This window comes from Bradyrhizobium sp. USDA 4354, assembly GCF_054060315.1.
Genome location: NZ_JBSSDC010000001.1, coordinates 3,138,166 through 3,155,897, shown reverse-complemented (window position 1 = coordinate 3,155,897; position 17,732 = coordinate 3,138,166). Strand labels below are relative to the sequence as shown.

The following is a 17,732-nucleotide window of genomic DNA, read 5'->3' as shown; positions in this document are numbered from 1 at the left end:
CGGCTCAAAAGGTGCGGATTGCGTGGAAAAGGGCGGCGACCGGCGAACAGCATGTAGACATCGCCGCCGCAGACGGCCCAATCGCACTTGGATTGATTTTCAATCCGGACCGGTCGGAATGGGGAAGTTCATGAACTTAAAGCAATCGCAGCCGGCGCTTCAACTGAACCGACCCTGCAATGCCCCAACTGCAATCACGAGATCCACCTGACGGAATCATTGGCTGCTCCGCTGCTCGCGGAAACGCGTCAGCGCTTTCAGGAACAGCTGGCGAGCAAGGACGCCGAGTTGGCTCGAAAAGTCGAGGCGCTGCGGCTGGAACGCGAGCAACTTACGAGGGAACGCGAGCAACTTGAAGACCGGGTCGTACAACGATTGGCGATAGAGAGGGCGCAACTTGCCTCTAGCGAGGGAAGGAAGGCGCGCGAGGCGGCTGAGGCGCTAGCCTGCAATCTCCTCCTGCTCAAAGCCACCGGCTCTGATGCTAAGCTTGCCGTGCCTCGGTCGCACGATTTCCTATATCAAGGTAACGCCACGGCGAACCCGGTCTATGGCCAGCACTTCTTGACGGCGATTGACCTCATGGCGTCGTGTGGCCTGATCGAGGAAGACCGGCGCGGCTACAGGATATCCGAGAGAACGAAGATGCCTTCGCTCATCCAGCCGGCGGACAGCCTTGGTGAGCATCTCCCACTCCCTACGCGAAGGACAATCGCTGAGGACGGATGCTGCTCCATCCATCGCTCCTAGACATTCTTCGAAGGGGTAGCCCAAAGGTATCCGCGCAGGAGGGAGCGTCAGGGATGAACGCCACCATCCCCCGGAGATCATGGGTCGCGGGCATTAAGAGGATGCGAAGTGAGGCAGAATACCGTGTAAACTTTAGGGTTCAGTCCTGTGCTTCTTCAACCGTGCAGGATCGGGGAGCACGGTGCTCGTTGTCTGAAGGCCGTTCGCTCGATGATCGCGATATCATCACTGAGGAGAGGCGTAAGGCCGCCAACAAGTTGTCGTATCAACTCGGATCTCGTCCGACCTCCAGCTGCTGATGAACAGGTAACCAAACTACTGCGACCCGCGCCATAGTTGAAAGGCTTCGACTTCACAGCCATAATAGTTCCGAGGTGCCCCATCAACTCAAGATGGAGAACGCATATGTTTGGACGGATGCTAACCTCGCCTGCGATAATTCTCGTGCTAGTATTCCTTCCCGGTCACCTCGCAGTAGCGCAGCGCTGCGCGAACATTGATCCAGGGATGAATCAGCCGCTAGGGCAGGTCTCGTCACTTCAACAGAAATGCTCTATTCAACTTAGAGAAGGTTTTCCGTTCCCGGATCCCTCATGCACCCCCGGAGCCGTAAACCCAACCGTGACTCTCGAACTTATCCGTGCCCCCGATTTTCACACCAATTGTCTACTCAACAAGAACATCTCTGAGGAGCAGCGAGCGAGTATCTACGAACGCTACAATCTCAGTCGACCGGTAAACAACACTGGAGACAAACAAACGTGCGAGTTGGATCATCTGATTCCACTCGATTTAGGGGGCGCTGACTCGCTCGATAATATCTGGCCGTTGTGTGGACCGCCCGGTGCGGAGTTATGGCAGCGATATTTCAAGCAGAAGCTCTTCGTGCAGAGGTTCCTCGCTGCTGAGGTCAAAGCGGGTCGCATGAGTTTGACACAAGCTCAAAGAGAAATGGCAGAAGATTGGACAAAATGGGCGAGACCGGCTTGGGCAGGTTCAAGTCCTCAAACAAGCGGATCGAGACCCGAATCGACAGGGCCGCAGGAGCTCACCGCGCACACTGTCGATGTGTTGATCGCAACAACTCGCAGAATTCAACGGATACCTGCTCCGAAGGAGACACAACTGGAACTGGTCGCGGACGAGCAGCGTCAGCCGTTAAGCTTCGGCGCTGCGCGGATTCGCGTGCCAGCAGACAAAAACCATCGTATTGGTCAGGTGGAGCGGCCCAGGCAGTGGGTCTTCTTTGGACTCACCTTGTATCGCGAGCAGGAGCAGGAGAAGAAGCACTTTACAATACGGTCAACTCGCTGGTTGTCGAAGAATGACTTTATCGACAGCGTCAAGAGCACTGGTAGCGATCAGGCTCTGATCTTCATTCACGGCTTTAATACGCGCTTTCAAGATGGATTGTTTCGGTTAGCTCAGATCGTTTGGGACACTCAGTTTCGAGGCGTACCTATTATGTTTTCTTGGCCTTCCAAGGGAGCCGTGCTCTCCTACGAATTCGACCGTGAGAGCGCAGAGTTCTCAGTTCCTGCGTTCCGTCAGCTGTTGACCATGCTACAGAACGAGACCCGGCTCTCCGCAATCCACATTATAGCGCATAGCATGGGAAGCTTAATTGCTGTCCAAGCGCTGTCTGCCCCCGGACCCGATCTCCAGAACAAATCGCTTGGTCAACTACTCCTGGCCGCCCCCGACATTGATCGAGATTTGTTCAACGTACTCGGGCCCAATCTAGGTGGATTTCGCGGCATTACCCTGTACGCTTCCTCAGCCGATAAGGCGCTTCGGCTGTCGCACAAGATTGCTCAGGGGCCTCGGGCTGGCGACATTCCCGCACTTCCAGAGCTTCCTGTGCTGTTGCCGAACATCGACACGATTGACGTAACGGCTATTGGTAGCGAGCTCTTCGGTTTAAACCATAACACGTTTGCTTCAACGAGGTCAGCTATAGATGACATTGGAAGACTGCTGAGAACAGGCGAGCGACCGCCGAACATTAGAACGCCTGGAATACGTTCAGTGTCGCTCCCGGGACAGCTCCTATTCTGGCGATACGCGCAGTGAAGCATGGAGATTTGGTAGCCGCGCGAGGGAAGTGCTCGGCCTAGTTTATTTCTTGTCCATCACCGAGCCTTTTGAGGCCAGAAAAACGTCCAACATCTGGCGCCATCGATCGCAAGGATGAATGAAGGCATCCTTCTCTTTGACAACATTTTGTATCTCTTTGTCCTCGTCCACGATCTTTAAGATCTTCTCTTGCGTAAACTCTGATGGATCCCGGACATTCCGGGCTGCCCACAGAGCAATATAGTTTGCCGCTTGATTGACCTTGCTCCGGTCGGCTCCGCAAGCCCCTGCAATGGTAAGCATCGTCATTGACCAGCCTGGTTCTGCAAATTTTTGTGCAATCGTCTCTGTCGCGAACGAAGCCAGTAACAACAAAGCGGGCAAATACGGTCTACGCATTGCTAAGACCTCCAAATTATCGCGTGTCTCCAATTAGAGAAAATGCCCCCCAGTATGCCGGATGTAATTTGTTGCCCTTTGTCCCAAGCGCGAGTTCGGCCCTTCCTTGACGATGGATCTTTGTTATAGCCACGCGGAGCGCTTGGGGCCGCGTCAAAGTTGGATCGGCTGCCATAGCCTGAATCGCAGAAGTTGAAACCAAGATTGCGGCGTCTGTAAATACGCTCCAGTGAGACACGAGCACCGATCGCGCACCTGCATACAGGAACGCTCGCGCGAGCCCGGACAATGCCTCGCCTCCGGGTCGATTACCCGCTGCAGTGTTGCATGCAGAAAGGATCACCCATTCCGCATCGAGCTTCAGTTCCGCGATGTCACCAGTGGTCAAGATCAGGTCGTGTTGCTTCGGCCTAGATGCACCCTGAGGCGCTGACATCACCAATCCAGGTTCAACGGCTTCCGCGAATTGCCCTGCCATGATGCCGTGCGTTGCGAAATGTACTATGCGGTAGCTCTGCAGCGCAGATCGACCACTTATTGGATCGGCCGCCCCCATCGCTTTAATTGCAGATCTCGTCATACTAGATCCCACGTACAGGCTTCGGCGTGTCCCCTCGCGGCTGAAATGTCTGCCGATAGTACATATTTCACACGCAGTTTGCGGAATGGGTTCCCAAGACAACTCACTCGCCTGACCTGTCCCGGACACCGTCAACAGGCTTTTCGGCATCTTAAATCTGCAAATAGCCGTTTGCTCCTCATGACACCCGTTGATCTGAGTCTCCCCGGGTCGGTTGAATGCAATCGGATTTCCAAACCCCACATAGGCCTCGTGTGCTTTGCTGGGCCAAGCGTTGCGACTTCTCAGGCTAGAAATCGCAGGCAAAAAGTTCAAGGTCCGTTCGATGCCGAGCCATTCTGCGCCCGCATAGGCTGGCGTACTATCGTCGAGAGATTCGGGAACGCTGATTGCAAGAGTCGCAAAGGAAAGAGAAGCGAGAGCTCCGCTCGGAATGATAGTCCACGTTTCCGAAGCGCCATCAATCCCCTGAAACAATGCCAAGTATAGACTGTGCGCGGCTTCCAATTCGAATGGCAAATCACGCGCATCGAGCTGCGGTGAGAAAGGCTGAACATTGCCAGCGCAGGAGCGTGTATTTTTCTTTCGGTCAGAGGACCAAACCAGCGTATCGACGCTGCATCGCACTTTGGCAATCATCTTCGACATGTCGCTTGGCTTAGTCGGCAATCGGACTATTGTTGCTGGCTTGTCCTTGGCTATTGTCCAGCGCACCACGTCGGTGGTCCCGAAGACGAAGTAGATAAGCTGTTCGTCTTTATCGAGCCGGCTAACTACTTCACTGATCTTGAGAATGGGAACACTGATGAGCTCGTTGCCGGCCGCGGAGATGTTCTTGTCTACGCCCTCCATTGCGACTTCAAGTTTACGGAGCTGAGTTGCGATGTTTTGGCGGGCTTGTATTATCCCAGAAGAGCTTGAGGTTCCGATTATGCTGGCAAACTGACTTTCCAGTAGGGAGCGCTGGTAGCTTAGTTCTCCTCGTTTCTGTACAAGCGATGCCAATTTCTCATCTTTAATTGCATTGCGGCGTGCCAACGCTTCGACAGCACGCCCGGCCTCGTTGCTGAGCCATTTCTGCGAGAGCTCAAAAGCCGCGTCAAGTAAATGGACTCTCTCTCTCGGGCTTGCGGTTGTGTTTACTAGATCGGCGTAGATCGCAATTTGCCGTTCGATGAGGGTCTGCTCCTCAGGGGTCCATCCTTGACGATCTACCGAAGTAATTATGTTCCCGGACTCTTTGAGTAGGTCGAGAGCCAGCATGCCCCTGCCCTCTGCGTGCAGGACTTCCGCATGTTGATGAAGATATGCCGCAAGAATTCGGTCATTTGGCCTCTCAAGTTCTCGCTGAATCCAAATGGCTCGCGCCAGCGCGAATTCTGTACCGTAGTAGTTGCTGCTCGACAAATATGACCGTGCTCTTTGTGCGAGCAGCCAGGCAACCTGCGGCGCCTTATTATCAAAGATGAGCAGACATGATTCTAAGTTCCTCTGCCAATTCATCATATCTGATTCAGCATTCCGCTTCTGCGCGACCTGCCATAAACGGATGGAAATTACCGACTGCTCGATAGGACGGCCACAGACGCTTTCTTGCATGCTGATGTAGTATGCGCTCTCCAGCAGTGGGATGGCCTTGTTCCATGATTTCAGTTCCTGGTAGATTCGTCCAAGAGTAGGAATTAGCTCTTGCTGAAGGTCGGAGGCGGAACGAAGGATGTGTAACTTCGTCTTGTTTCTCTGAGAGGTCTCTTCGCGCATCCTCAGCTCTCGTGGCTTGAAAAGCCCGTTTGAGCCAGTCAGATCGATGACTTCCTTCAATGTCGCCAAGTTCCGGTCCAACTTGACCGCAACCTCCGTCAACCGTTCAGGCCGCGGGTCGTACTTCAGTATGGTCTCGGCAAGCGCCAATTCGATCCAGCCTGTATGGAAGCGCTTGCCGGGCCACCGAGCGGGAATCTTTCCTTCAATTCGGAGTGCGATGGGTTCGATTTGCCGCCTAAGCCCTTCGAATTTTGGAAGATCAGCTATTCGACTGTAGTTTTGTAACAACATGATACCGAACTCGAACGCGACAAGTTGAGAGTCGATGTCCTTTAGTGACGATGTAGCGCCCCAACGTTTCTCCAGACGTGAATTCGCAAGTTGCTCCAACCCAGGAACATTGAAAGTCCTGCTCAAATCTATCCACGCCAAGTAGCGAGAGATTTGATCTTCGAACAAGTCATCGATCGACTCTTCGGCCGCATTGAGCTCGTCCTCGGCGTCCTCGTGCTTGCCCAAACCCATGTAGGCGCGGGCTGCATAGCCACGTGTCTCAATAGGATGTCGCCAATTTCGGGCGAGAATGTTTATTTCAAACTCCTTGATCCAATTCAGTGCAGCTTGGTAATTGCCGCGTGCGAACTCGAATTTGAGTAGCTCTTCAAGAGCTCGCCAATTTTCGCCGAACGATGAAGAAGAGCGCATAAAGACATCGTTCATGCCTACGTAGTTGCCACGAACACGACTTCTATGCCGATCCTGTTCGTACGTCCCCCACACCGCTTCATCGAACGACTTCAGAACAACGTAGTCTGCCACTCGCACTGCATCCCAGCTGGGTTCTCTAGCAATGGCATTTCCTGGAAACTCAATCATCCCGTCTTGGTCATGGAGATTTCGAATAGCAGCGAGGGAGGGTATGTGATCTCCGCTTAGGCTCGCTACCTGCGCCGCCAGGTGACGGCAGACCTTCTTAACGCCGGCAGCGCTCTCGCTGGAGCAAGCTTCGGACAAGGCGCGTGAGGCCGGCTCAAAGGCACGTTCCTTCAAGAAAACGAGTGATCTAACGAGCCGAATGACTGTTGAGAGCCTGGCACCAGTGTCCCTGCGTGTTTCAACACGTGAGAGCTGGATCTTTGCGTCGTCGAGTTTTCCAGTTGCGAGTAAGGCGACGGCGTAGTCGATCGACTCCGATGCAGTCTTAAATCCACCTGCGGCAGCCGCTTCCTTCTCCAGTGCCTCAAGCCGCTTTTTGTCTTGCGCAATTGCCGCTTGCAGCAACGAATTTGATTGATTGGCTAAGAACTCTCGCGGATACTGCGCAAATCGGTCATCTTGTGCCGCATAGCAAGCACTAGAGAGCCCAACAAAGATGGCAACGGCGAAACCGAAAGCACCTATTGTGCCCATCGGAATCCCAAAGAAAGCCACTGCAATAGCTCCTTAATAAGCTCTTGCTCTTATCGGATGTCCTCCCACCGGTTGCGAAGTAGGGAAAGGACAGCGCAACAAGTCGCGCTAAATTTCTGCAATCCATTCAGCCATGACGGCGGCTCGCGTATGCACAACGAAGGTAGGCTACGTAGCGTCGCTCGCCCCAGGGCTCTTTCGCCGATGCTATGTCGTTATTCAAAATTAAGCTGCACTCAAGATTGGATAAGTATAGTCGGGCTGCGGTTGTATGTAAATGACAGGACAACTGACCAACGTGCAGCTCTAAAAAGTTGGGCCGGCACTCATGGACGACCACCACCTCCCCATCCGCGATGGCTTGGTCTGGAATGTCGAGGGGGCCGGTGGTCGGGAAGGGCGCTCAAAGTAACCGAGGTGACATCGGACGGATTCTGGAATCAGCCCCGCGTTTTCTTTTGGGGCACCAACAGCCGGTCTGAGGTTGCCTTCAGCGCACGAGCCAAGCGAGCCAGGACAACAATCGTGCAATTACGAGTGCCGCGCTCGACCTGGCCGACATAGGTACGGTCCACCCCCGCCTCTAAGGCCCAATCCTCTTGGGACAGCCCGAGACTCTTGCGGGCCTTCCGAACGGCCGCCGCCACCCCATCAATGATGCCTGTCTCGTCTTCCATCTTCGGAAGCAGGCAGTCATGGTGACTTTCGGTATACGGACTATGAGTCGCATTTTCTCGTTGAACCATGATAGTCATATTAGTTGCCAGCACACCGGTAGTCTTTCTCCTCACGATGAATCACATCGAGAGAATGCACGGGCTCGGGTGATCGTGGATCGCGTTCGCAACGTCGTGATCTTGACGGCGGCGGCTCCTTTCGGGGCATACCTGCATGGCGTCCGCAAAGACTAATCGTATGAGAGTCACCTACGCGATGGCGCTTTCCTCGCCTGTGCCGAGATAAAGGCCCGCAAGACGTCCGCGACTCAATACGCCAATACGAGATGACGTCTCGGCCTTGCAGACAAACCTGATCTCTGTATCGAGGTCTGGTTTGCCGAAGACCAATTGAGCGTGGTCAAATCGGCGGGTGAAGCGACTTCGTCCATCGCCTTGGCCAGAGGACTCAAGGAAAAGCCACGACCATACGAACGACCCACACTGCCGCTGTTCGCGTGACCTGTCAGCGCATCATGCAATTCCTCTGGGAGACCTGCATCGCGAGTCATGCGCTTAAATGTGTGCCTGAAAGAATGAAACACCTTGGCGATATCGGCGATGCCGCATGTCGAGCGTAGATAGCGGCCCAAACCACTTCGACCAAGCCGACGACCGGGTTCTTTGGCCCTCAGCCATCACGGCAGGCCACAGAGGATCATCGAGCTTAAGGCCTGCCTTCATGAGCGACTGTCGATATCGCAGCAAGCCAATACGCTTCAGTTCACGATGCATCGGGACATGACGGATCGATGAGGAATTCTTCGTCGATCGCCCGCCCGTCCGGTCGATATCGAAGTACCACCGCTTGGTATCATCATCCTGCCGTAGGTCGCGGATTCGCAATTGAGCGATTTCATCCAGACGCATCCCCGATAGAAGTCCGATCAGGGGGAACCAAAAGGCTGCCTCCTCGCCGCCGCCGGCCGGACGCTCACCCAACAAGAAAACAGGTGACGAGAAAACCGCTCTGAGGTCAGCCTTATCAAAATTCTTTCGGGCTGCCTCATTGCGATCAACGGAGAACCGAATAGCTTTGCCAAACGGATTCACGTAACCGGGCACCTTGTCCAAAAAACCCTCTCGCTCAGCCCGGGAGACGATCCCGCCCAAGATCTGAACGATCTTGTTTACGGTCGTGGCCATGCGCGGCTTAAATCCGCTGAGATCGCGTTCAAGCAACTTCGGAAGGGGCAGTTTGCGGAGGTCCCTTGGAAGAGCGCTCGGCACCTTTGCAACAGCGTCACGAAACTCCCTGGCCTTCTCGCGAGTGATCTCCCCTAAGCGCAAGTCCCCATGAAGCTCATGAAAGTATCGAACCGCCTGCTCCGCCTCCGTGACGGTGTTGGCGTTCGGCTTCTTCGCGTTCTGTGCAACTCCACCGGCTGCCCATGCCTTCAACGCTTCCGAAGGTTTTGGGCCAAGCTCCTTCTTTGCCGGAGCGACCTTTGGCGTTGAAATAATCTCGCCGCGCTGCCGCCGACCCATCGCGTCATAAGCACGGACGTGCGCCTCAAGCACCACTAGGGCCGCAGCCTGAAACTCTGACGAGGACTTGCTCCAATATATTCCACGCTTCTTTAGTGCGATGTTTGTCTCCGGATAGACAATCTTCGGGTCTCGCCGAGCGTATGCTGCGCGGAACTCGTCTTCAAACACCGGCAGTAATTCGCCGTAGGCATGAAGATGATCGGCCGACATTCCTATTTGAGTGCTTGGCGGGACTTCCAGGAGATCAGGCCATTTGGCTCGATCCTCAGGCGTTTGCAGGTGCGGACGATCATCTCCGTCCAGACGCTCAGCTTCATCCCCACCAAGAAGTTCGACCAAGACCTCTTGGCCCAGCTCTTCCAAATCGAGGGTTGGAGAGGCTGCCAGCGTAACGTCACGCGACGATAGCGCACTCACTGCATCCTCGAAGAGCTTGCTCGCTTGGAGCGCTGCTCGATGGTCGCGCCTTTTGGCTTCTCTAAGGTCTTTCGTCCGAAGGGATCGGACGAGTTCGCGCTTGAAACGCCCCGTCTTGGAGTTGACCAGATCGGCAAACCCATCGCGCATATGCGAAGGAACTGGCTTTCCTGCCAATGCTTCAGGCAGTCTCTTTCGAAACTCGTAGGTGCCGGATGCCCGTCGCTGCATGTAACTCAAAGGCGCCATTGTGGACCACCTTTGTGGGCTACGTTTGTGTAGCAGGGCGGCCCCTCTAAGCTCATGATTGCTTAGAGTTTTCATCTTTTCAATGGCTTAGAATTCGCTGGCGCTCCCTAGGGGAATCGAACCCCTGTTTCAGCCTTGAGAGGGCCGCGTCCTCACCGCTAGACGAAGGGAGCTAAACCATCAAAACGCCAACTATAAAGTAGTTCTTGCCGACTTTTTCACAAACATTCTCCCGACGCCGAGGCTGGTAGATCTACCACATCTAACCCGTTGAACTTACACACATGGTAGGCTCATTGGGGGATATTAGCGTCCGAGGTCCTTAGCCAGCCAAGAGCGTGCCGGGGCCTGCCGCATCATCGAAAGGATCGCTCGCGATGGAGCGACCTGACGGGGCCCTCTGCGTTTCGATGAAGGCGCCCGATGAGGTACAGCAGTTCCGAAACGAGGTGATTGAGCGCCACCGTGTGGATTGGAAGCCGCCTCCCATGAACCGACCGGGGCAAGCGTAGCTGGCGGATCTTTGATGAATTTAGGCTCCGGCATGGTCGCGAGCCGTCCAATTCCGTGACACCAGTTTTCTCGCGCGGCGAAGCGCGGTCCGAGTCAAAAAGATGCCGCTGCCGGAGTTTCCAGCAGCGGCGCCAGTCAGGGAGGAAGCAGACGAGCCGGTCTGCTAGCGGATCCGTAGGGCGCAGATAGCTCGCCCGAATTTTTTACCCGAGACGCTTCACGGCCCTCTTTCACCGCGAGCCGAGCTCGCTCAGTACCCTGCAGCAAATCGCATCGGCACTCAGGACGGCGCGGAGAGCCCAGTTAAGCAGCCAGGAGGAACGGCGCCAACGACCATTCCTTCCGATAACGATCGACGTCGTGGTCTAGACCTGGATGAAGCGGCGTGTAAGATCGGCGGAAGCATCAATTGGGTAGGGTTGGGTAGAAACCGTGAGAGCCAATGTCTTAGGTCGCCTTGCCGTAAGTCTCTCCTCGTCTCGCGGTGATCAGATGACGATCTATGCGCCGTCACTGCGGACCCTTCCACAGAACGCCATGCTGGTCATGGCCACGCTTCCCGTCATCGACTGGAACGACTGTCTCCTGCGGGACTTGCAAGCGGGGCCCAAAGTGCCCCCTTCCTGCTATGCAGCGATCGTCATGATCGACCCGTTTGCATGCTGGGAAGATCTTGGTGATTTGTTGGAAGGCGCAAGGATGACCGGAGTGACGAACTTTCCGCCTGCCTCCATGATTGAACGGACACCGGCAGGAGTGCCGCTCGATCGCGGTCAGGAGCTCGAGCTTCGCCGTATGGAGTGGTTTGCAAGCCGAGGGTTCAAAGTCCTGTTTGTTGCGGCGGACGAGGCAAAGATGACAGTAGCGGAGCAACGCCTAGGCTCGCAGCTGGATGGGTCCGTCTATCTGCGACCCGAGGCGCTTGCGCTGCCGATTGGATCTGACATCGGGCTCGTGAGCCTTGGCTCTCATGGATCGTCGTCGGTACCGAAGTTCTCCCTGGAGCAGGCTGCCACGGCCAAGCAGCCGCTCCGACGGGCATGAGGCCTTATTCGAGGATCCGCAGTTTCTTAATTTTGTTGTAGAGGGTTTTGCGCGAAAGCCCGAGAGAGCGAGCAGTCTTGCCGCGGTGAAGCCGGTTTCTCTTCAGGCCCTCGATAATCCAGTCTCGCTCGGACAGCGTGGCCGCGGGCCGTGCGCCTGAAGGTGGCTCCAACAACGGCTTTAGCACCTCTCCCGTGATGTGACTGGATGGCAGAGTCACGAGCTGGTTCACGATCTGCCGCAGCTCGCGCAAATTGCCTGGCCAGTCGTGCCCGGCGAGCGCAAGGAATGCAGAGTTTTCTATCGTGAGCGTCTGGGCGCTGGAATCTCCTTTGGCTTCGACGGTGAAGTGTTGAACGAGTTGCGGCAGATCTTCAAGCCTGTCGGGTAGCGAAGGTAACTGGACATCCAGCCCGGTAAAAAGGTCGAGAAGCCGCGCGCCCAGAACCGTTTCAAGCCCAGCGCCTCGGGCCACCGTCGCGGTCGCAATGATCCGGGCGTGGGAACGCATGACAGTGACCCCGTTCAGAGGGGTAAACCCGCCTGTCTCCAGGTAATCGGCGAGGCGTTCCTGGCCTTCGCGCGAAAGTTGGTCAACATGCAGCAGCAAGACGGCGCCGTCGCTCGACGCCTCCAGGAGCGACAATTGGCGTCTGCCACTCTCAAGGCGCTCGGCGCCGAAAAACGGGCCGAGTGTATCCATCGCCGGACCTGGTCGGCAATGAAACAGCGTCGCCTTGGCGTGCCTGCGGTCGCTGAACGCGTGAACCAGGCTTGCTATTCTACGCTTGCCGGAACCGGCCTCTCCCCAGATCAGGACTGGGCTGGGGGTTGCCGCGACGCGTTTGGTCATCTCGAGGATGCGCTTCATTGCCGAGGACTGCGCGATCACGCCGTGCCTGAAGCCACTCAACTGCAGCTTCCTTTCGAGCAGATCCACCTTCTCGCGCAACAGGTGGATGGTCTTGAAGCCCGACGTCACCTCGAGGACCGACATCTCCAGAGGCACGCGGTCCAGCGAAGAGCCTCCGATGAACCCCTGGATTCCGGTTTCGCGGCAGATGTCCAGGAGCTCGTCTGGCTTTGTGATCGGGCCGCCCCCAAGCAAGCAGATGGTGCTCTTGTTGACGGATTGAGCAACGCGCGCAACGGCATTCGTACGCGCTGCAAGTTCAGACAGGCTGATCGAGGGATCGGACCCGCTTTCAACCGCGCGGTTTAGATTGAAGTTGATGCAAATGGCCTCGGCGCCGGCTTCGACCATTCGACGCGCCTCAGATTGACTGCGAGTATAGCCAATCGTCATCAGGCCGCGTTTTGCAGCCTTCACAAGGAGCTCGATCTCCCGGGAATAGCCAAGGCCGGACTTCTCGAGCAACGACCTGCGGTCATCATCGATGTGTATGACCGAAGGGAAGTTGGTCACGCCAGCAAATCCCCATTTGATGATCCGGTCGAGCCATCGATCCAGATCAAGCTCGGGGTCGAATGTACAGGTGCCGAAGAAGACCGGCAGTTTCGTATTTGGCAGAATCTCGGTCCGTCCGAACCCCGCTACGAACTCGTTACTGTTGCGGATTGGAAGAATGGAGGCGGGCGAAGCCCCGCCCATGGCACGAAAACGGCCAGCATTGAGTGCGAGCACAAAATCGGCGCCCGCCCGCTCGGCGGCCCTGGCCGTCATGCCCGATCCGATCCCCGCACCAAGGACAAACGAACGGGAATTCCGGAAGAACTGCCTGATGCCCGCTCCCTTCACCTCAGTGGTCCGCGTGTCGATCCTGAGCCGGCATCATCGCACGGCTCGACGTCAAGACTAGCTCCAAGTCGCAGGTGCTTGCAACCGCCGTACCGCCTTTCCATTGCTCGTGAACAAGTGGCAATCGGCTGGAGCGGCAGTCAGGGTGAGCTTTCCGGCGCCTTTGCGCGAGCCGGATTTTGGCGCCCTGGCGACGACCGTTTCGTCTCCAACGTTACCGTAGATGTACGTGACGCTACCGAGATGCTCAACGAAATCCACCTCGAGGCCAATGGAGATCTCCTGCTGCTCGGGTGCCGGTGAGGAGAAGTCATCCGGGCGAATTCCGACAGTGACCGACTTGCCAACTAGCATTTGGTCCGGCTGGACCGGAACGGAAATTGTAGAACCGGCCTCCAGTCGGACGTGCAGGCCATGCTCGTGAGCTGCCTCGACCTTGGCGCCCAGGAAGTTCATCTTCGGCGAGCCGATGAATCCTGCCACAAAGCGCGAGGCGGGATTGTGATATAGATCGTGGGGGCTGCCGACCTGTTCGATGTTGCCGTCCTTGAGGACGACGATCTTGTCGGCCATGGTCATCGCCTCGACCTGGTCATGCGTCACATAGATCATGGTATTTCCGAGCTGCTTGTGGAGCTTGGCGATCTGAACCCGCATTTGCACGCGCAACTCGGTGTCCAGGTTGGACAGGGGCTCATCGAACAGGAACACTTTTGGTTCTCGCATGATGGCGCGCCCGATTGCGACGCGCTGGCGTTGCCCGCCCGAAAGCTGTCGAGGCTTGCGATCCAATAGCTGGTCGATCTGCAATAGCGACGCTGTTTTGGATATCTTAGCGGCGATCTCGGCTTTCGAGGCTTTGGCCATGCGCAGGGGAAAGGCCAGGTTCTCTCTCACCGTCATATGCGGATAGAGAGCGTAACTTTGAAAGACCATGCCGAGGTTGCGATCGGCCGCATCGATGTCGTTGACGAGCTCATTGTCGATGAGGAGCCGCCCACCGCTAATGGGCTCGAGCCCGCCAATCATGCGCAGAAGGGTGGATTTTCCTGACCCGGACGGACCAACGAAGACGACAAATTCGCCGTGATCGATGGTCAGGTCGATATTACGCAGGATCTCGATAGTCCCATAGGCCTTCTTGAGGCCTTCCAGGCGAACGTTGGCCATTATGCCCTCCTTTGTCGCGCCTGAGCCGCGCGAGCAGCACTTACCTCAATTTCGCGCAAGCTCGATACGATGAAGTCGGGGGCGATCAAGAACGGATCCTGACGCATCGGCACGCCGGTTGTGACAAGCACCGTGGCAAGACCCGCCCTCTTTCCGGCTTGAATATCCGTAGGAACTTGGTCTCCGATCATAATGGTCGAAGCGCGGTTCGTGCCGAGGCGTGAGAGCGCTGTCTCGATCATCGGCACTTGCGGCTTTCCGGCGATCGAAGGCTGCACTTGCGTGGCGGCAGCCACAGCTGCAATCGTCGCGCCAGCCCCAGGTTCAAACCCGCTGGCCGTCGGCAGCAGAAGATCGGGATTGGTTCCGATGAAGACAGCGCCATTGAGGATCGCCTTAACGGCAATTCGCATCTTCTCGTGCGTGATATCCCGATCAAGCCCCATCACAACGGCTTCGGGCGTCCGGTTAGTGACCTCCAGCCCAACATCGCGCATGGCCGTGACAAGCGAGGGAGCGCCGATGACATAGATTCGCGTCAACTGCGGATAATTCGCTCGAATGAGTTCTGCGGCGGCGATGGCGCTTGTAACGACCTCTGACGGTGCGATGGAAAGACCAAATCCTCTCAGCTTGCGGACGACGTCCTCCGGGGTATGCGTGGAATTGTTCGTCACAAAACAGAACGGCAGGCCGGCTTTCTGCCATCGCGTAAACGCTTCTATGGCATCCGCGATTGCGATGCTGCCGCGATAGACGACGCCATCCAGATCGGAGATAATACCTTCTATCGGCGGCCAGTTGACGTTGGAGCCGGTGCTAACCATTCATCAGCATCCCGCCATTCACATGGACAATCTGCCCGGTCATGTAAGAAGCAGCGGGGCTAGCTAGGAACACCGCGAGACCTGCGATATCTTCCGGCAATCCGACCCGGCCCAGCGGAATTCGGCCACTGTGGCGCGCTTCGGTCTCCTCCCGCGGACGCCCGTGCATGGGTGTATCGATAATCCCGGGTGCGATCGCGTTGACGTTGATCTTGAGCGGAGCACATTCATAAGCGAGCAGCTTTGTCACGTCGTGCACGATTGCCTTTGACAAGCAATAATCAGCGCCGCCAGCCTGGTAGTTGAAAACCGCGCCTTGAGATGACAACGAGGACCCGACATTGACGATGCAGCCGCCCTTGCTCTTCATGAAGCGCTCGATCGTTTGCTTGGCACAGCGAAGCACCGCGACGGAGTTGATCTGTATGGTTTTTTCGATTCTATCGGCATTGCCGGTCAGAAGCGGCTGAGCCGATTTTATTCCGGCGTTGTTGATCAAAACATCGAGCCTGCCGAAGCGCTTGGCGATCTCATCAAGCACCCTGCCGACATCATCTTCTCGTGAGACGTCCATGCTCATAGGCAGGATGCCATTGCCGTGCGGCAAGCGCGTCAGAATGTCCCGGAGGTTTTCCACATTTACGTCGGTTGCCAGGACGTTCGCACCGCCTTGACGGAAAGCATTGGCAATGGCTGAGCCAATGCCCCCGCCCGCACCGGTCACGAGCACGGTCCTGTCTGCAACTGAGAACTGTTCGGTCATTCCAACTCCAAGATCGTTTGAGAATTCAGAAATTCGTCGACGGCCCCACTGCTGGGCATCGAGCTTTGGGCGCCGCGTCGCGTCACACATAAGGCGGCAACCGCGAGCGCCTTTTTGATCGCTTCTCGTATCGGCAACCGGTGGGCAAGAGAGGCTGCGAAGGCTCCATTAAAGGCATCGCCCGCGGCGGTCGTATCAACGACCTTCACAGGAAATGCCCGGAGCGCAAAAGACGCGCTGGCATCTGCGTAGTAGGCCCCCTGCGCACCAAGCGTGATCAGCGCAGCTCTTGGCCCGAGATCGAGAAGCTTTGCGGCCGCATGAGCTGCGCTGTCGAAGTCGTGCACCTCGACACCGGTGAGCTCGAAAGCTTCCGTCTGGTTTGGAGTGACGAAATCGACACTCCTCCATGCCGCCGCCGACAGGCCCGCCCTCACAGGCGCCGGATTAAAAATGAGCTCGAATCCTTTGCTGCTCTTCATTGCAAAGAGGTGATTGAGCGCGGGGACCGGCATGCCCATCTCGGCAACGACGATTGCGTCCCGCTCAATGAATTCGGCCGCCTTTTCGACCATGCTTGGTGTGACATTTGCATTGGCGCCCGGGTCTATGACGATCATGTTGGAGCCGTCGTCACCGACAAGGACGAGAGCAGAACCCGATATCTCCCCTGGGCACACCGCTATGGCATCGAGACGGATACCTGCCTCACGCAGCGCTTGCAGCAAGGATCGACCGGCGTCGTCATCGCCAAGTCGGGTGTACAAGCTCGGCCGAACGCCCAATCGAGCGGCGGCGACCGCCTGATTGGCGCCCTTGCCTCCCGCATTCCGCTTTAAGCTTCCCATCAGGCTTTCACCCGGCATTGGAAGCCGCTCGACGTTGAAGCAGAGGTCGAGATTGGTCGTTCCGAAGAACATCAATGGTCTGGGGCTCATTTCACGGCCCCGAAGGTAAGACCACGTTCGAGATGACGCTGGCCAAGGATGATCAGGACGACCGGCACAATCATGGTCACCACCAGACCCGCAGCCATCACCGGATAGAACTGAACGCCCGGATTGAGCAGCTTGAGCAGGGCGACGGTGACTGGTGCTTTCGTCGAACTGAGGATCAGGCCGAGCGCGAAGTTGTGCCACGCGAGCAGGAAGATAAGCAAAGAAGCGCCTATCAAGCCGGGCTTTAGAAGCGGAAGAACGATGTGCCAGACGACCCGGAATGGCTTTGCGCCATCCATGGCGGCCGCCTCCTCAATGTCCTTTGGGATATCCTCGATATATGAACGGCTCAGCCAAATGATCGTTGGCAGCGTGACGACTTGATAGACCCAGATCATACCGAAATAGGTGTCATAAAGGCCGACTGTCTGAAACACGCTGAACAGCGGTATGACGACAAGGAGAGCCGGCGCGAAGCGGAAGCCCAGAATGAAGAATGCGATGTCCTCCTTCATAGGGATATCACGCCTCGCCAGGACGTAGCCTGCCGGTACCCCAGCAATGAGCGATACGAGCACCGCACCAAGCGAGATCACGACGCTATTGGTGACCGGGGTCAGGAAATCAACCTTGATGGTGCCGTAGCTTGTTGCCCCGGCGTGGGCTGCATCGAACAGAACGCGGAAGTTTTCAAATGTTGGAGTGAAGATAAAGCGCGGCGGCCAGGTCATGACCTCGGCCTGCTGCTTCAGCGACATCATCACGATCCAGACCAGCGGAAACGTCAGGATCAGCGTACAAGCAACAATCAGCAGATTAAAGAACAAGCTTGCAGGCGTTGAGCGATTGAAACGCATGTCAGCCTC

General features: G+C 56.4%; 13 protein-coding genes and 1 tRNA gene. 3 read left to right on the top strand and 11 right to left on the bottom strand.

All coding sequences use genetic code 11. The features are described 5' to 3' along the window. The first annotated feature begins 219 nt into the window (after nucleotides 1–219). Nucleotides 220–750: a hypothetical protein gene (locus ACVIIV_RS14700; RefSeq protein WP_456744829.1), complete on the top strand. Its 531-nt coding sequence runs from the start codon at nucleotides 220–222 to the stop codon at nucleotides 748–750. Nucleotides 751–1,371: 621 nt separating this feature from the next. Then, entirely contained in the window at nucleotides 1,372–2,823 is a 1,452-nt protein-coding gene (locus ACVIIV_RS14695; RefSeq protein ID WP_456744828.1) for an alpha/beta hydrolase, read from the top strand. 45 nt (nucleotides 2,824–2,868) lie between these two features. On the opposite strand, the gene ACVIIV_RS14690 is transcribed toward ACVIIV_RS14695, so the two are convergent. The 5 genes from ACVIIV_RS14690 to ACVIIV_RS14670 form a co-directional block, all read right to left on the bottom strand. Beyond that, nucleotides 2,869–3,225, bottom strand: coding sequence for a hypothetical protein (locus tag ACVIIV_RS14690; protein ID WP_456744827.1), 357 nt, complete (start codon nucleotides 3,223–3,225; stop codon nucleotides 2,869–2,871). Nucleotides 3,226–3,241: 16 nt separating this feature from the next. Continuing rightward, the gene (locus ACVIIV_RS14685) at nucleotides 3,242–7,000 is read right to left on the bottom strand and encodes a CHAT domain-containing protein (RefSeq protein ID WP_456744826.1); all 3,759 of its coding nucleotides are present in this window, start codon (nucleotides 6,998–7,000) and stop codon (nucleotides 3,242–3,244) included. Nucleotides 7,001–7,419: 419 nt separating this feature from the next. Beyond that, a complete protein-coding gene (locus ACVIIV_RS14680; RefSeq protein ID WP_456744825.1) occupies nucleotides 7,420–7,734 on the bottom strand; it encodes a helix-turn-helix domain-containing protein in 315 nt (104 codons plus the stop codon). Nucleotides 7,735–8,211: 477 nt separating this feature from the next. Beyond that, a complete protein-coding gene (locus tag ACVIIV_RS14675; protein ID WP_456744824.1) occupies nucleotides 8,212–9,852 on the bottom strand; it encodes a DUF6538 domain-containing protein in 1,641 nt (546 codons plus the stop codon). Between the two features lie 98 nt (nucleotides 9,853–9,950). Then, a tRNA-Glu gene (locus ACVIIV_RS14670) sits at nucleotides 9,951–10,025 on the bottom strand. An 832-nt stretch (nucleotides 10,026–10,857) separates the two neighbouring features. Here ACVIIV_RS14670 and ACVIIV_RS14665 point away from each other — a divergent pair. Then, on the top strand, nucleotides 10,858–11,409 hold the full coding sequence (locus ACVIIV_RS14665; RefSeq protein WP_456744823.1) for a hypothetical protein: 552 nt from the start codon (nucleotides 10,858–10,860) through the stop codon (nucleotides 11,407–11,409). Between the two features lie 4 nt (nucleotides 11,410–11,413). On the opposite strand, the gene ACVIIV_RS14660 is transcribed toward ACVIIV_RS14665, so the two are convergent. The 6 genes from ACVIIV_RS14660 to ACVIIV_RS14635 all read right to left on the bottom strand — a co-directional run bounded on the left by ACVIIV_RS14660 (nucleotide 11,414) and on the right by ACVIIV_RS14635 (nucleotide 17,723). After that, nucleotides 11,414–13,093: a phosphoenolpyruvate hydrolase family protein gene (locus ACVIIV_RS14660; RefSeq protein ID WP_456744822.1), complete on the bottom strand. Its 1,680-nt coding sequence runs from the start codon at nucleotides 13,091–13,093 to the stop codon at nucleotides 11,414–11,416. A 132-nt stretch (nucleotides 13,094–13,225) separates the two neighbouring features. Then, complete coding sequence (locus tag ACVIIV_RS14655) at nucleotides 13,226–14,338, bottom strand: ABC transporter ATP-binding protein (RefSeq protein WP_456744821.1); 1,113 nt, start codon at nucleotides 14,336–14,338, stop codon at nucleotides 13,226–13,228. Continuing rightward, nucleotides 14,338–15,165: an HAD-IIA family hydrolase gene (locus ACVIIV_RS14650; RefSeq protein WP_456744820.1), complete on the bottom strand. Its 828-nt coding sequence runs from the start codon at nucleotides 15,163–15,165 to the stop codon at nucleotides 14,338–14,340. The genes ACVIIV_RS14655 and ACVIIV_RS14650 overlap by 1 nt, the downstream gene beginning before the upstream one ends. Beyond that, nucleotides 15,158–15,928, bottom strand: coding sequence for an SDR family NAD(P)-dependent oxidoreductase (locus ACVIIV_RS14645; protein WP_456744819.1), 771 nt, complete (start codon nucleotides 15,926–15,928; stop codon nucleotides 15,158–15,160). Before ACVIIV_RS14645 ends, ACVIIV_RS14650 begins: the two co-directional genes overlap by 8 nt. Further along, the gene (locus ACVIIV_RS14640; protein WP_456744818.1) at nucleotides 15,925–16,848 is read right to left on the bottom strand and encodes a ribokinase; all 924 of its coding nucleotides are present in this window, start codon (nucleotides 16,846–16,848) and stop codon (nucleotides 15,925–15,927) included. Before ACVIIV_RS14640 ends, ACVIIV_RS14645 begins: the two co-directional genes overlap by 4 nt. 14 nt (nucleotides 16,849–16,862) lie before the next feature. Next, nucleotides 16,863–17,723: a carbohydrate ABC transporter permease gene (locus ACVIIV_RS14635; protein ID WP_456744817.1), complete on the bottom strand. Its 861-nt coding sequence runs from the start codon at nucleotides 17,721–17,723 to the stop codon at nucleotides 16,863–16,865. Between the last annotated feature and the right edge of the window lie 9 nt (nucleotides 17,724–17,732).